The 15,828-nt window shown below is 46.2% G+C and carries 11 protein-coding genes and 1 pseudogene; 8 read left to right on the top strand and 4 right to left on the bottom strand.

Annotated features, from left to right (window positions below; genetic code table 11):
- The first annotated feature begins 4 nt into the window (after positions 1-4).
- The 4 genes and pseudogenes from MKX40_RS23325 to MKX40_RS23310 all read left to right on the top strand — a co-directional run bounded on the left by MKX40_RS23325 (position 5) and on the right by MKX40_RS23310 (position 6,620).
- Positions 5-1,159 carry a response regulator gene (locus tag MKX40_RS23325; RefSeq protein WP_339236709.1) on the top strand — a complete coding sequence of 385 codons (1,155 nt, stop codon included), beginning with the start codon at positions 5-7 and terminating at the stop codon, positions 1,157-1,159.
- A gap of 250 nt (positions 1,160-1,409) precedes the next feature.
- Positions 1,410-1,818, top strand: a pseudogene (locus MKX40_RS23320) (hypothetical protein); the annotation flags it as partial.
- A gap of 220 nt (positions 1,819-2,038) precedes the next feature.
- A complete protein-coding gene (locus tag MKX40_RS23315; protein WP_339236707.1) occupies positions 2,039-2,545 on the top strand; it encodes a hypothetical protein in 507 nt (168 codons plus the stop codon).
- Between the two features lie 535 nt (positions 2,546-3,080).
- The gene (locus MKX40_RS23310; protein ID WP_339236705.1) at positions 3,081-6,620 is read left to right on the top strand and encodes an S-layer homology domain-containing protein; all 3,540 of its coding nucleotides are present in this window, start codon (positions 3,081-3,083) and stop codon (positions 6,618-6,620) included.
- Positions 6,621-6,723: 103 nt separating this feature from the next.
- Here MKX40_RS23310 and MKX40_RS23305 read toward each other — a convergent pair whose 3' ends face one another.
- Together MKX40_RS23305 and MKX40_RS23300 are read right to left on the bottom strand one after the other, a co-directional pair.
- Complete coding sequence (locus MKX40_RS23305; protein ID WP_339236702.1) at positions 6,724-8,385, bottom strand: DUF11 domain-containing protein; 1,662 nt, start codon at positions 8,383-8,385, stop codon at positions 6,724-6,726.
- A gap of 60 nt (positions 8,386-8,445) precedes the next feature.
- On the bottom strand, positions 8,446-12,060 hold the full coding sequence (locus MKX40_RS23300; protein ID WP_339236700.1) for a hypothetical protein: 3,615 nt from the start codon (positions 12,058-12,060) through the stop codon (positions 8,446-8,448).
- Between the two features lie 219 nt (positions 12,061-12,279).
- Between MKX40_RS23300 and MKX40_RS23295 the strand changes: the two genes are divergently transcribed.
- The gene (locus MKX40_RS23295) at positions 12,280-13,227 is read left to right on the top strand and encodes a YafY family protein (RefSeq protein ID WP_339236698.1); all 948 of its coding nucleotides are present in this window, start codon (positions 12,280-12,282) and stop codon (positions 13,225-13,227) included.
- A gap of 72 nt (positions 13,228-13,299) precedes the next feature.
- On the top strand, positions 13,300-13,803 hold the full coding sequence (locus MKX40_RS23290; RefSeq protein WP_339236696.1) for an EVE domain-containing protein: 504 nt from the start codon (positions 13,300-13,302) through the stop codon (positions 13,801-13,803).
- A gap of 42 nt (positions 13,804-13,845) precedes the next feature.
- Here the strand turns inward: MKX40_RS23290 and yidD are convergent, their stop codons facing one another.
- Positions 13,846-14,205, bottom strand: coding sequence for a membrane protein insertion efficiency factor YidD (gene yidD, locus MKX40_RS23285; RefSeq protein ID WP_339236693.1), 360 nt, complete (start codon positions 14,203-14,205; stop codon positions 13,846-13,848).
- A 160-nt stretch (positions 14,206-14,365) separates the two neighbouring features.
- A complete protein-coding gene (locus MKX40_RS23280) occupies positions 14,366-14,590 on the bottom strand; it encodes a hypothetical protein (protein WP_339236691.1) in 225 nt (74 codons plus the stop codon).
- A gap of 262 nt (positions 14,591-14,852) precedes the next feature.
- On the opposite strand from MKX40_RS23280, the gene MKX40_RS23275 reads away from it, so the two are divergent.
- Together MKX40_RS23275 and MKX40_RS23270 are read left to right on the top strand one after the other, a co-directional pair.
- Complete coding sequence (locus MKX40_RS23275) at positions 14,853-15,446, top strand: YdeI family protein (protein ID WP_339236689.1); 594 nt, start codon at positions 14,853-14,855, stop codon at positions 15,444-15,446.
- 120 nt (positions 15,447-15,566) lie between these two features.
- Complete coding sequence (locus tag MKX40_RS23270) at positions 15,567-15,824, top strand: type II toxin-antitoxin system HicB family antitoxin (protein WP_339236687.1); 258 nt, start codon at positions 15,567-15,569, stop codon at positions 15,822-15,824.
- The last annotated feature ends 4 nt before the right edge of the window (positions 15,825-15,828 follow it).

Genomic DNA, 15,828 nt, shown 5'->3' with positions numbered 1-15,828 from the left:
GACCGTGTTGCAGGCCTATTTGGTGGACGATGAGCCGCATGCGCTGAATATGCTGGAGATGTTTCTAACTCGAACGGGAGAAGTCGCCATTGCTGGGCGTTCGGTGAATGGATTCGAGGCACTGGAGGCACTTCAGCATACACGACCGGATATCTGGTTCCTCGATATTGAGATGCCGGGCATGAGCGGATTGGAGCTTGCAGCGAATATCCATGAAGTCGAACCGGATGCCGTCATTGTATTTACAACGGCTTATGATCATTATGCTGTCTCTGCTTTTGAACATGAGGCTCTGGATTACCTGCTTAAACCGATTGAGATGGGCCGATTGTCCAAAACCATTGACAGACTGCTGAAGGATAAGGGAAATGCGGCTAAGTCAACTGCAGCGGAACCAGCACGGCAATCTTCGGGGAACAGCAATGAGTCAAATCAATTATTTGTACAAATGTTGGGGAATTTTCGTGTCACGCCTACGAATGGTGAAATGGTCATGTGGCGTACAGCGAAGGAGAAGGAACTGTTTGCATATTTGCTATTGCATGACCCGATCACCGGTGTTGTTCACCGGGATCGCATTATTGACCATCTGTGGCCTGATGAGCGTTACGAAAAGGCCAAAATCTATATGCATACCTGTGTGAGTCTGCTGAGGAAAAACCTGAAGAAGTTGGGAATGGAGCAGATGGTCAGCTACAGGAATGAACATTACATGCTGGACAAAAAGCGAATCCGTGCTGATGTATATGATGTACTGGAACTTGTACTTCGGATGCAACGCGAGGAGGATGTTCCACTGGCTCAAATGGAGCGGACTTTACATATGTATCAGGATGAACTGCTTCCGCAGGAAGATTATTTCTGGATGTCTGAACTTAGCCAGAAGATCGAGCGCGGTGCATTGGAACTGATGCTGAAGCTGTCCGAGAAGTACCTGGAACTGCATAACGACAAGAAGGCAGCAGAAGCAGCGGAACGTGCCATGCGGCATTCCCCTTATGAAGAAGAAGCGTATCGTTGTGCCATGCAAGCATATTTGTCCATGGGCAATCATGACCATGTCTTACGTATCTATCGCGATCTTGAAGAACGTTTAAGTGAGTTGCATATTCGTCCTTCTTCAGTGAGCACACGATTATATGAGCAGATTAAAGCTTGAAGTGTTAAGGAGTAGCTGCAATGATTCAACGTATGCATGATGATCTGAAATTCCCAAAAAAATTGTCTTGGAGAATGTCTTCCAGCCCATGTTTTTTGTTTATATGAAAACATTGACAATGTGCTAAAAATCCCAGGATTTCCCGTTTGCAATTCGCACCTATAATTACAACGTAATAGGTTATTTTTACTATGAACGTGGAACTTTGGGGGGGATGAGGCAGACAAGCTCTCATATGGATGATACATGCAGCATATTAGACAACAGGCACGGCATGAATGACCGGATACCCGACACACGGATTGAGGGTAAAGTTGCCGTAGGAGGATCCGATATCTACAGTGGTGAAGTTCATGTGGAGACCCTTGGTAAGAAGATCGGCATGGTCTTCCAGCAACCGAACCTTTTTCCCAAATCCATCTATGATCACGTGACCTTTGGACCCAAACAGCATGGATCCCCTCTCTACCTTCAAGATTGAGGAGCTGACGCACGAATTGAAGGAGCGCGTTATACCATTGCAGCAAGGCGCTCGATTATCCCAGCAGACCGTGTTCTTCCTAAATGGCGAAGTGGTGGAGTGTTCCGCTTCCCAAAGCATGTTCGCTGAGCCAGCGGATGTACGTACACAGGATTATATTAGTGGCCGGTTTGGTTGAATGTTTTATCGTTGAGAAGTGTGAAAGTCTTTCAGATCTGATCTGAAAGACTTTTTGCTGTTTTTACAGACGTATGTATCCGGTTGAAACACGGAAAATGAACTAAGAATGATTTTTGTTATACTGTGATTCAATTGTTAGAATTCCATATTTTTGATATTATCAGTTACATTGGTCAACAGCATAATACGAAGTTTTTAGTAGATAAGGAGTACATAAGATGAAATTTTTATTTGAATTAATGTTATCCATGCTTCTGTTAACGAATGGCGCAAGTGGTGAACCGATTACCAAAGAAGAAATTCATAGTTATCTCAAAATGCATCATCTGAAATACGCAGAAATCAAAATCGTGAATGATCAATCGGCACTTTTGGTTAGTGTAAAAGGGGAAGAGGCCAAAGCGTCCGTACTTACCAAATCACCCAAGAACAAGCTTGTCATGCAACCAAATCAGTATGTATGGAAAGAAGATGAGGAAGGGATTTCAGTCCAGAAATTAGGGGATTATCTCTGTGTTGTTATTCACGATAGAGCAGTGCCTCATGATATGGATTTTGTGAATATTATATACACGGACGAAAATTGGATCGAGAGGAAGGACCGTTATTATTTTAATGGAAAGCAAGCGCTTGTTATTCCAATACCCATTCAACAAAAATACCTTGTTGTAGCCATCTATGGTAATGATGGTTTTATCCATGATATGAGCAAACACTTACCGTAGGCAATTTAATAATGGAAGTAGGTTCATCAATCACATCTTAAATCTTACAAATAACTTGCACCCAGTTCACAAAAGTAAAGATGTAAAGGCTGCAACAAAATCCCGCTCACCCAAAGTACCTGCGGCTTCAGGACATATCATGCCTGTGGTTCGTGGGTGCTTTTTCTATACTCGGCGTATGCGTAACCCTGATCTTTTTACAAAAATCACTATGTTCTCCGCTTGATGATTCCGCCTATGTCAATTCTCCTCCTAATGATCCACAGCAGTGGTGGAACTTTCCTGAATCGTGAACAATCTCTGAATTTTGCATCACCTCCTAATTGCTGCGTTATCCCTAGATTCACTCCCCCAATATGGAGCAGTATAGAGTATAACTTCGTTAGGATAAGTTAGAAAAACCTTTAACGGAATATGAAAGAATACAGCCATATGTAAAATTTTAAATACATGCTTTCAGGCCGTTGACCCTGCCCCCAAAAGTCTCTTATATTTACTCCCGACACAACAACTCAGAACGGGTGGTGGGATGATTTTGTTCATTCATAAAGGCAAGAAAATGCTCGCTATGCTTACACTTATACCCTTGGCTACAGGGATGGTCATGGGAGCTTTCCCTGCTGCGATAACATATGCAGATGCAGGAGACAACACACCAATCAACAGCCAGGCAACAGGTTCTTGGCAAACGGGAGATTTGCATGTACATACGTTTGAGTCCGATGATGCACAGGTTTCACTGGAGGACGTGCTTGATGCGGTTTTAACCAAATATGGGCTGGACTGGATCGCGCTGACGGATCACTTGCGGTTATCCAAGCGGGATCACAACGGCGCAGACATTCCAAGTGGACCGATTCCCATGTCCCAAGGAATGAATGAATATCAGGTACCACAGATCAAGGCCCTTCAGGATGCAGGCAAATACGCGGGTAAAACGATCTTCTCCGGTTTCGAATGGGACATGCCTACACATGAACATGTTGGGGTGGGGATTCTTACGGATGAGCCGAACTCAACCGAAGCGCTGAACGCTGCCAAGGAATTCGAGTATCGTTTCACGAATCGCGCAGCGAACCTGTTTAATGCGGCAGACGTAGCGAATTGGGATCAGAACGGGGGGCGTGCCTACACGACTCATCAGGATGCCTTAACCGCCATCAATTGGCTCGCGACCAACTATCCAATGACAAGTTATGCGATGATCAACCACCCTTCACGGGGCAAAAACAAATATACCATCGCGGACTTCCGTGATTTCAACGATTTGGCTCCACAAGTGGTATTCGGTATCGAAGGCATGCTCGGCAATCAGATGGAACCGGATCGTGGTGGGTACAACACAAGCTACAATGTAGCTAATCCGACCGCTGATGATGGATACAAATACCGTACATACGGCGGCGTAGACTACATGGTCGCCAAGGTTGGCGGATTATGGGATGCATTGCTTGGAGAAGGACGTCATTTCTGGAACTATGGCAATTCGGACTACCATTTCAAGACGATTGGCACGAATTCCAGTGGTTATTTTCCGGGCGAATATGCCAAGACGTATTCCTGGGTTGAGGGTACAGGGATGCAGGCTGTTCTGGATGGACTGCGTTCGGGGAAATCATTTTCCGTATTCGGTGACCTGATCAATGCACTGGACTTCACGGCATCCGGAGCGGGTAATCAGGTTGAGATGGGCGGAGACCTTAATGTTACCCAAGGTGATGAAGTAGAGCTGAAGATTCGCTTCAAGAGTCCCGCGACGAGTAACAACTATGAAAATCCAATCAACAGTGGTGCGTCCGCCGGACAAGTACCCGTTGTGGATCACGTTGATCTCATCGCCGGAGATGTTACAGCCAAGGTCCAGAAGGGTACAGCCGCATATACCAAAGACACCAATGACTCTACCAGAGTACTGGCTACTTTCACGTCCAACGATTGGACGACAGATGCCGAAGGCTATAATGTCATCACGTACAAGATCCAAGCTACAGACCAGGACAAGTATTTCCGCCTGCGCGGGACGAATCTGGGCATGAACGTGACAGGTGAGACTGTCAATGGCGAACCGCAGCTTGATCCGAAAAATACGACTGCGGATGCAACCACCCGTTTTAATCAAATTAATGATAGCAACTACCGCGACCTGTGGTTCTACTCCAACCCAATTTTTATGAGTGCCACACCTTATAGTGATGCACAGGCGGTAACTGATACAATTCAAGCAATCGATTTGGGTGATCTGAGCGCGGTCACTTCCGACCTTACCCTTCCTGTTGAAGGAAAGCATGGTGCAACCATTAGTTGGTCCAGCTCCAACCCGGAACGAATGAATAACGAAGGCAAGCTGCTAACACAACCTGACAATAATGAGCGATTGGAACTGACGGCAACTGTGCAGCGTGGAACGGAATCTCAAAACAAAACGTTCACTGTCATTGTGGAAGGTACGAATAATCAGGCGCTGGTGTTGAAAAGCAACATGACTACCGCTGACGGTCAGCCATATTACACGGATACATGGACGAACCAGTCCGTAACAGTTAGTGTAACCGGCGCAGTATACGCACCTGCTACTTCTGCGATCATCGAGTTGTCTCGTGACGGAGGGCAGACGTACGAGCCATATGAAGAGAATACGCCTTTGGAGATAACGGAGCCGGGAGAGCACAACCTTTTATTCCGGGCAACCGATGATCTTGAACAAACGTATACTTTACCTCTGGTCATTAAAATGGACCGTGAGATTCCCGTCATCAGCTTGCAAGGTAGCAGCCAGATGACGTTGAATGTGGGAGACACATACAATGAGCCTGGAGCACAGGCTTCTGATAATGTCGGCATCCGTGGTTCCGTGAAGGTGGATGGCACGGTGAACACACAAGCAGCAGGAATCTACACCCTTCGGTATAACGTGAAGGATATCGCTGGTAATGCAGCACAGGAAGTTTTCCGTACCGTGACTGTACAACCCCGCTCAGGCAATAGTGGCGGGGGTTCAGGTGGAGGCAATGGAGGCAACTCTGGTGGGAATTCAGGAGGAAGCACACCAAGTGTGCCAACAACGCCAACCGTTCCAACCACACCAACGAGGCCGGGGACGGGGGCAGATTCATCCACTGAAGTGAAGGTTGAGGTGGAAGCGAATCAGCCGGTCCAAACGGGTCTGAAAGACATCGTACAATTCAACGCTCCGACGGGAGCCATCGGTTCCAAGGATACGTTGCAAGTGTCCGTGGTGGCCAAGGACAAGTTGCAGAAGACAGCTTCCCTGAATGTACTTGGACAAGCTGTACAGATTAGTCGCAGTGGCGGAAGAACATTGAATGATCAGGCCGTATTGAGCTTGAAAGTGGATTCGACAGAACTGCCGAATGGCACCCAACCTGCAATCTACTATTATAATGAAGCTCGTCAGAGCTGGGTATTTATCGGTGGCAAGACGGATACAGCAGGAAGCATAACGGCTAATGTGAATCATCTGGGCACATTCGTTGTGTCAAGCTATGCACCCTTGAATCTGTTTGACCTGAGTGGACACTGGGCTGCCGACTACGCAGATCGTTTGCTGGGTATGAACGTGATTCAAGGGTACACAAATGGAACATTCCAACCATCGAAGAAGATTACCCGGGCAGAGTTTGTTACGTTGCTCAGCAAGGCGCTGGCATTGAAGTCTGTCGAATCGGATACAACGTTTGCAGATCAAGGTAATCTGCCCGACTGGGCGAAAAGAGACATAGCCGCAGCCGTGCAAGCTGGAATCGTGAAAGGCTACGGCGATAACACATTTAAGCCCGGTCGGACGATTACCCGTGCCGAGATGGCAGTCATGGTGGCGAATGCGCTAAAAGCAAGTTCGGAGGCACAAGCCGGGATGTCTGGCAATACATCCGTTAAACCAAGTTTTAATGATGCATCGCAGACGCCGTCTTGGGCACAGGAAGCACTGGATGCAGCGGTGCAGGCGAAGATTGTTAGCGGATATACGGACCATACGGTTCGTGCAGGCAGTGAAACGACTCGAGCGGAAGCTGTGACGATGATCTACAAACTGCTTTTGGCGCTTCACGTGTAACTGCAAAGTATTTAATGAAAATAAACGAAGGTCATCCTGACAAGGATGGCCTTTGTTTATTTTGCATGTGGGCAGGTTATGAAGAGTCTGCTCCCAGCGCAGCTTATTCTTCCTGTTCTATAATCTCCACATCGGTTTTATTGGAGGCTAGGAAAGAAGGAAGCAGACTGCCATCGGGCAGTGCAATGTTAAAATGTAATAACGCCTGATTAAGCAATCGACAGTGTTCAGGTATGCTGTGCACCAGCACATTAAATTGAATGTCTACCGTCCCTCCTGGGGCGATTGTCCCCAGTGAAAGTCCCTTCACAACGTCTCCATCGGGTAGGAGCTGTCCGTTAACCACCACGCTGCCACAAATAAAGGTGGACTCCGCTTGGAGTACATCTTTCAGAATGACATCTATCGCTGGCAATGAGCTTGCGTTATGAATCAAAATTTTGTAACGGAGATGAGAATGGACTTCGACCTCAGATTTGTTTGCACTTTTGACAATGGTGAGCTGTGGCAAACGACTCGGAATAACCACTGTTTCGGATTGGAGTGACCCAACTGTTGCTTGACCCTGAGCTTGAAATTGGGCTGTAAACTGATTAAGGATACTTCCGTTTACGGGCTGGTTAATGACGATAACCTCAAACGTAATACTTGCGCTATGCCCCGGCTGAAGGGATGCAATGAAAATACCCGCGGCTGGATGAGCTCCAGCAACCAGTTGTCCGTCCAATCTTACACTACCCTCAACGAATTGGGTTCCAGTCGGAATTGGGTCGGTAATCGTAACCTGAACGATTGGTTTTCCCGTATTGGTAACGACGATCTGGTATGTGATGGTGTCGCCCACAACAACTGAAGTTTTATCCGCTGTTTTTTGAAGGGTAATCTGTGTTGGCGAAGTGGCGGTTACGAGTACGTTGACGGGATTGGATTGGAGTGTAAAAATTGTCTGTCCCAACGTATAGCGGAGGTTCGCCTGATTTGTAATTAGTGAAAGCGTAGTGTTTGCGTTTACTCTGACTTGGAAGGACAACACGGTGGTGCCTCCTGGCGGAATAATGCCGAGATTGATTCCGGCCGCAGGGTTTCCCAACGGTGCCGCTACTCCGTTAACGACTACACTGCCCGTTACCAATGATGTTCCTTGAGGAACAGGATCGGTTAATACAACCGAACTTATGAGTGATCGGTTATTATTGCGTATAAGGATGCTATAAGTAATGACATCACCAGGTAAGGCATCAGGTCTGTTCGCCGTTTTGATAATAGATACATTGGGATTGTTTACATAAAGGATAATGGAATTCGATTGTGAGTTGTCCGTTAGTGTTCGTCCGTCTGCGGTAAGGAAAGTAAAGCTTGCAGTCGCTTGATTTATAATCTCCAAACTTGGAGGTATGGAGGTAAGGGTCACCGAGAATGTGACTTCCATTTGCTGCCCCGGAGCAATCGTTCCCAATGGAATGCCAGTACCTGGGTTGGCTGAGGGTAAACGGCTGCCATTGGATACGACACTTCCCTGCACAAAAGTCGTATTGGCTGACAATATATCGAACAAGGTCACTTGAGCTGGAACTGGACCTGAATTACGGACAGTAAACAGGTACTGAACCGTATCTCCAATCTGTACATTTTGAGTACTTGCCGCTTTGACTATGGTGATGATCGGGAGATCTACAGGTGTTGTCACTGCATTGGACTCCACGGTATCTGTGAAATCTCCTGTGGTGAATCGGACTTGTGCCTGATTGGTTACAAGGACAGGCATAGGCTCGTTAATCACACTATCATTAACTATGACTTGAAAAGTGACGGCTACTGAGTCATTTTACAGGATCGAACTGATCGTTATGCCTGTAGACGGATCGGCGTCAGGGGTAACGGTGCCATCTACAGTAACACTTCCTGGAACAAATGTGGTACCGACCGGGATCGGATCCGTAAGCAAAACATCGGTAATGGGCGTCGATACATTATTTTCGATCAAAATCGTATAAGTGATTGTTTCCCCTATCTGAACATGCTGGGCAGGTGTTGATTTCAATACGGATATAATATTCTCAGCCGTAACCGGGATGGAGACGATATTGGATAATACGCTGTCACTGAGAATGCGACCATCTGGCAGAATGGCAATATAGTCAGCTCTGGTTTGATTGTTCAGTACAGGCGGATCAGGAAGCGAAGTGACTGCAGCCTGAAATGTGACATGTACAGGGAATTCACGAGATATCGTGCCCAGAATAACGCCTGTCACTGGATTGGTCCCGCTCCATCGATTCCCGTTAATGAATATACTGTTCTGCACAAACGTCTCTCCCGGCGGGAGTGGGTCAAACAATATGACATCTGCATTCAGATTCCCCGTATTGGTGATGAGTAGAGAGTACGTAATGGTGTCTCCCACAACCGCAATTGATTCGGAGGCTGATTTCTCAATATTTATAATTGGACTATATACGGGGATGGTCACTATATTGGACAAGTTCTCTATAGTGGTTGTTCCGACAGTAAATTGGATGGTTGCCTGATCTGTCAAGTAAAAAGGATTGGGCAGAGGCACAGGCAGATCGGTAACGCTGACCTGGAAGGTCACAACAACCTGACTATTGCCAGGAATGCTGCCGACATTAATACCAGCAGAAGGATCGGCTCCCGGAATGACCGTCCCATTCAAGGTTACACTATCTGGAACAAGCTCGGAGCCGGCCGAGATCGAGTCGGTAAAGATGATGTCATTAACCGTGAAGCTTTCAATATTATCGATAACGATGGTGTAAGTGATCACATCTCCGTCCACAGCATCAATCACATCAGCGCTTTTGGTTACAATCGGGTCTGGAGACGATATCGGTATGTTGATTTCATTGGAAGGGGAGCTTCCCGGAATGACACGCCCATCCGGTGGACTAAATGTATAGTCCGTCGTTGCCTGATTCACTAGTTGCTGATTGGCAGGCAGTGTATTTACGATAATCTGAAATGTAACAAATAGGGATTCCCCCGGAGCCAGCGTTCCTAAAGGAATACCTGGATTAGGATCAGCCGCAGGCAATGGAATGCCATTGGCTATCACGGTCCCTGGTACAAAGGCAACATCAGGCGGAATTATATCCGTCAGTGTCGCGTCTGCGGCGATATTGCCTGAATTCGTGACATTGAATTGGAATGTTAACGTTTGACCAACGGTTGCAAAGGTAGGATCGGAGCTTTTGGTTGTTGTAATGATAGGCTGATATACGGGTATGACTAGAGGATCAGAGAAAGATGCTTGCTCGAACGGGCCACTCGTAAACGTAACCTGTGCCTGATCAGCCAACTCGGGCGGATCAGGTAAGAAAATAACGTTAGTGCTGAATGTGACGGTGACAGACACACCTGGGCCAATCGTTCCAAGGCTTACCCCTGTGGCCGGATCTGCTGTGGGCTGAACGATTCCATCAATGGTTACACTGCCAGGAATAAATGCCGATCCGATTGGAATGGCATCTGCAAATACAACGTTGTCAATTGGATCAGTATCTGAATTGGTGATAACTACGGTGTAGGTTAGTGTATCTCCTATAACAGCATCAGTGGCACTTGCTGTTTTGGTAACACTGACCAGCGGAGTGGATACAGTCACGGTTACGATGTTGGAAACAGATGTGTCTGTGATCACACGCCCATCAGGCAGTTGGGAGGTATAGTTCACAGCCCCCTGATTCGTTAAGTCAAATCCCCGAAACAGCCCAGACACCAGTACCTGGAATGTGACAGTTACCGTATCACCAATGGCGACATTTCCAACGTTGATACCAGAAACGGGATCATCTGTCGGCTGTACAGTGCCATTAACCGTAACACTTCCTGGTACAAAGCTGGAACCTTCCGGAATCGGGTCCGTTACGGTGCTGATGGCATCAATATTTCCGACATTTGTTACGACCAGTGTATATGTCACCGTGCTGCCAACTAGAGCATTGGCTGTATCTGCGCTTTTCTCAATCGTGATGTCCGGTTGAAAGACAGGGACAGTGACCGCATTGGACGGAGCCTCATTGGAGATGATGGGGCCATCCGGAACAGTAGGTGCTGTATAACCGACTTTTGCTTGGTCAAACAGACGAGGTGGTGTAGGCAATGAGGTCACCTGCACCTGAAATGTAACGATAACCGAGCTGCCGGCCGGAAGTGAGCCGACAAAAATTCCGGTTAGGGGCTCCGTTCCCGGCTGTGATACCCCATTAATGGTAACTGTGTCGGGTATAAAGGAGCTTCCCGCAGGAATGTTGTCGAACACCACCACATCCGTAGCGTCCGAAACGGAAGTATTTTCCACAAGCACCGAATACGTAATCGTATCTCCGACAATTGCATTCTGTTCACTCGCGGTCTTCGTGGCAGTAATCACAGGGGTATTAATATTGATCTGCAGGGCAAAGGAATCAACCAAGTATCCGTCGCCCGAAGTTGTTAAACGCAGTAAAGCGGAAGTTTGGGTGTTCACAAGTGTAGTACTGACATCCACGTTAGTAATGTCCCATCCTTGTCGTCCGCCCACAATATTCGTCCCAGGCGTCCCGTTGATCTGATTTCGGTTGCCGAAGGTGCCTGTGGTGTCCAATGCCCCGGTATCTCCGTTAATCTGGGAGGCGAAGAAATTCGTTGCGAAATTGTTCGGACCGGATAATGCCCTTAGATTGGAGACGGTGGGACCAAACAAAGCCTGATCTCCCGTTTTGTTCGCATCTCCCTCTTGAGCTCCGAGTAAGGCTCTGCCAGCCAGAGGGCCAGAAAATGGTGTTGCAAAGCCCTCAATCGGTGTAGTAACCGGACCTGATGTCGAAAGGATAACCTCGGCACCTACCCGAATCGAAAGGTTCCGCAGGGGCAAGGTTGGATTGCGGTAAACTACGCCAAGTGTCCAGCCTGCATGATTCGACGTCGGATCAGGAATGGACAACGTCCCGACTACGCCACCTGTCACATATATACCTGCCCCACTAGCTCGAATTAAATCCGTTACGTCCGATGATCTTACGTAAGCGAAGGTTCTTGGAAATCCAGATGCCGTTGAAAGTAGAACTTCTCTAGCTGTGGCTGGATCGGGAGAGACGGTGGTTACACCGACGGGTGTGGTCAGAATGACGTCTTTGTTAATAAAAGCCGAATTGTTCTCCTGATTATCAATGAATGTTCCACCCCAGATTAGTTCCGCATAGAGAACAGTACTTCCCACAGGCAGATTGAGAACAGCAGCTGAGCTGTTGTTCTGAAATACGTTGGTGGTTCCAGGTGGATAGGAGCCGAACTGTACGTTGGTATCCGTGATGATGTACCCTCCAATACTGTCCACCGTACCGGGAACACCCACCGTATTGGACCGGCTTAGCCCTAGCGTATTTCCTGTAAAAGTTATAGCCCCGGTATCATTGATTACGTATCTTTCAATGAAAGCCACTGTATTTCACATCCTTTATCATAAATTCACTCTAATCAATATATTGGGGGCGAAAAAAATTATGAGGAAGTACGGGCTTAATGTTGAGCAGGAACGGAAATTTGTGATTTTTTGTGTTTTCGCTATCTTTAATTCTGCCAGTTCTCAGCAGAAGTTAAGAGGACAAGTTATTGTGATAGAATAAGTTATCTGGATGATGAAACGGTGGGGGCTTGGAACATGAACAAAACGGAGCGGCAGCTTGCAATTACGCTTGAATTGCAGCGAAGAAAGATGTTAAGAGCAGAAGATTTAGCGGCTCAATTCGAGACAAGTGTACGTACGATATATCGAGATATCCAGGCATTAAGTGAAGCTGGCGTTCCGATCATGGGAGCCCCGGGTCATGGGTATTCCTTGATGGAAGGATATTTTCTGCCCCCGGTAAGCTTCAGCGCAGAAGAAGCGGTATCCCTGCTTATGGGAGCTGATTTTATTGAACAGAGATTGGATACGGAATACGCGATGCAGGCTAAATCGGCTCAACGGAAAATTGAAGCCATCTTACCTGAATCCGTTCGTAACGAGTCCACACGTGTCCGGGAAACGATGCGAACGCTTCATACGCTTGAACCCTTAACTCGAGTGAGGGTGAAGACATACCTTAACCAGATTCGTAATGCCATTTTGGAGCAACGGAAGATCAGCTTTATGTACCTGAAGAAAATGCCGGGAGCGGATGGCACTCGGTATAACATGCGTGAGGTTTCCCCCTATGGACTCTCGCTTGTCCAGGAGAATTGGGTATTGATTGCACGTTGTGATCTAAGGCAAGACATTCGTCATTTTCGTTTGTCACGCATGACTGAACTTTCAGAGCTGGAGGAACACTTCCATTTTCCGCCAGATTTTGATCTGAACAGTTATCGACCTCCTGACGACCGTAACGAACACGTATTCATTCGGGCTAAACCTGAGATTGCTGACAAAATTATGGAGGCCCTTCATTTCTATATGGATGCATTTGAGGAGGAAGAGGATGGTGTGATTTTTCATTTTCGTGTCCGCCATCCGGAGGAAATATTACATTATTTGCTTGGCTGGGGTGGGGATATCGAGGTCTTGGAGCCGGAGTCTTTACGCTTTCGAATGCAGGAAGTCGCCAAAAACATCTTAAAACACTACTGACATACACCTGTCAGTAGTGTTTTTTTATACTTGGATATATCACAGATCAAGAGGAATTGGAGTTGGTTGCGGATGAGAAGTGCAACGGAAGTATTGGAATCATTAGAAAAGACAGACAGTAGATATTGGATTGGTGTTGTATCTGCTTCTCATGTGAATGTAGCCGTAGAGGGAGGGTTTGCGCAGCTGTGCCATGGCAAGTCCGCAATGTTGAGACAGATGTCCCCAGGTGACTGGATGATATACTATTCTCCACGTACAGAGATATCAACAGGGAAGCCACTTCAGGCGTTTACCGCTATTGGTCAGATTATCGACAACAGGGTTTACCAATTTCAGATGTCGGAATCCTTTGTACCCTTTCGCCGAGATCTCCGTTATCTTCCATGCCGAGAAGTGAAGATTGCAACCTTGTTAGACCAACTCACTTTTACACGCGGCAATCGGAATTGGGGATTTCCATTTCGCAAAGGCCATTTTGAGATTGGGGCTGAAGACTTCATGATGATAGCTTCCTCCATGTTGGAAGGTGAGACACAATCACTACTGGATATTAGCTCAAGCCAGAAATGTTAACCAAACCAAAAGGCCCATAGATTGCCTATGGACCTTTTTGCTTTATGGATAATCATATCCTCCACCGTGGATATTACATTTGCGAAGACGCTGGATGCCCAGGGAAAGACCTTTGACCGTTCCGTATTTCTCAATCGCTTGAATCATATATACCGAACAGCTTGGTTCAAAGCGACATTTGTTCCTCACTTCAATGGGTGCAAAACGTTGATAAATTCTAACATTCCATATCAGGATTGCTCCAGCACGTCGTAGAACGATGAAAAACATACTTGCTATGAAAACAATCTGGGCACCTAGCAAAGCATTTACTGGAATGAATAGATTCAGAAGATAGAAACAGATCATAGAGATGACTAGTCCTGTGAATAGTGCAAGTGTAACGTTGAGTAAAGACTTCAACCAATCGATTTCTGGAATAACATGAGTTCTTATATAGAAACTGCTTCGAGGATCGTTTTCTTCATGATGTGTATGTAAGAGTCTAATAAGTTCTTCTTCGGATGGCATGTTATTATATATCAGTTCCTCAGATTCGGAGTTTCTCATGATTGTTGTGCGATTAATGCATCTCTCTGTAGAAAATCAGCATATAATGATGCGTTGTAACGGGTTGCTGGAGACAACCGGGCTTCTCGGTAACGGCTAGCGACTCCATGGATTGATAGATCCATCCGGATTTTGCTTTGTGATTGATGATATCAGCGAATAAATTAACAGCAGCCTGAGTATCACCTCGGTTTACTTGAACATTCTTGGGACCTGGAACAACTGTGTACTCTCTCATTTGAATCATCCTTTCATATGTTGGAATTATGGAAATAGACATTCCATTATTTTACTATGGGTATGGTGAACTGTCGATTGAAACTTATTAGATGAGATTGGATTGAATGATAGGGCACCCTGAGAGGGTGGCTATGTTTGCTATTAAGGTTTAAATTCAAGTGGAAAGGTCAATAAAAGCTCTGTAAGCAACGCTGTACAATCCAATGAAAACCAGTACAATTGAACCTATAAGAACATGATATAAAGAGAGGTATTTCTCCATGACGGATACAAGTGGGAATCGCAAAGTTGACGGCTATCTTAAGAAACTTAAAACGTGGCAGGAAGAGTCCATGAAGCTGAGAGAGATTATTCGGGATTTTGACCTGACAGAGGATATGAAATGGATGCATCCTTGTTATATGCTTGATGGGAAAAACATCGTCCTAATCCATGGTTTCAAAGAGTACGTCGCGATCCTGTTCTTCAAAGGTGCTCTGCTGAAGGATACACATGGCATTTTGGTTCAGCAAACGGAGAATGTACAGGCAGAGCGCCAGCTTCGCTTCACCAGTCTGGAGCAGATTGTGGAGCAGGAGGCTTGGATCAAAGCCTACATCCAGCAAGCGATTGAAGTGGAACAAGCCGGATTGCAAGTGGAGATGAAAAAGACTGCCGAATATAGCGTTCCGGAGGAACTTCAGCAGCAGTTCGATGAGAATCCTGCTTTCCGAGATGCATTTGAAGCACTCACACCCGGACGGCAGCGGGCCTATCTCTATTATTTCTCACAACCGAAGCAATCCAAGACAAAAGTGTCACGAATCGAGAAGTACATGCAGCCGATCCTGGAGGGCAAAGGGTTGAATGATTAATCTTATAACAATATATTTGAGGAAAATGAAAAGTTAAACGAGTTGAAAGCCTTTCAGAATATAATACGAAAGGCTTTTTGCTGTTTTTAATAAAAATTTAGATAACAGGAGGCGTCCCATATGATTCGAACTTACCAATACTACGCAATTTTTAATTTTGCTGAAGATGGAATTAATGTTACATTTCCTGATCTGCCTGGATGTATCACCTGTGGCAATTCAGTTGAAGAAGCATTATTCATGGCGAAAGAAGCACTTGAATTATTTTTGGATGGAGAACCTTTTGAAGATATTCCGCCACCTCAAAGCACAATGCCTGAATTATTGAACTCTAAAGATAAAGCGTATTTAATTGAAGCCAATATTACGTATTACTGATCGA

This window comes from Paenibacillus sp. FSL R5-0517 (assembly GCF_037974355.1).
Classification (GTDB): domain Bacteria; phylum Bacillota; class Bacilli; order Paenibacillales; family Paenibacillaceae; genus Paenibacillus.
The sequence above is the reverse complement of the archived record's forward strand: the minus strand, read 5'-3'. Positions and strand labels throughout refer to the sequence as shown.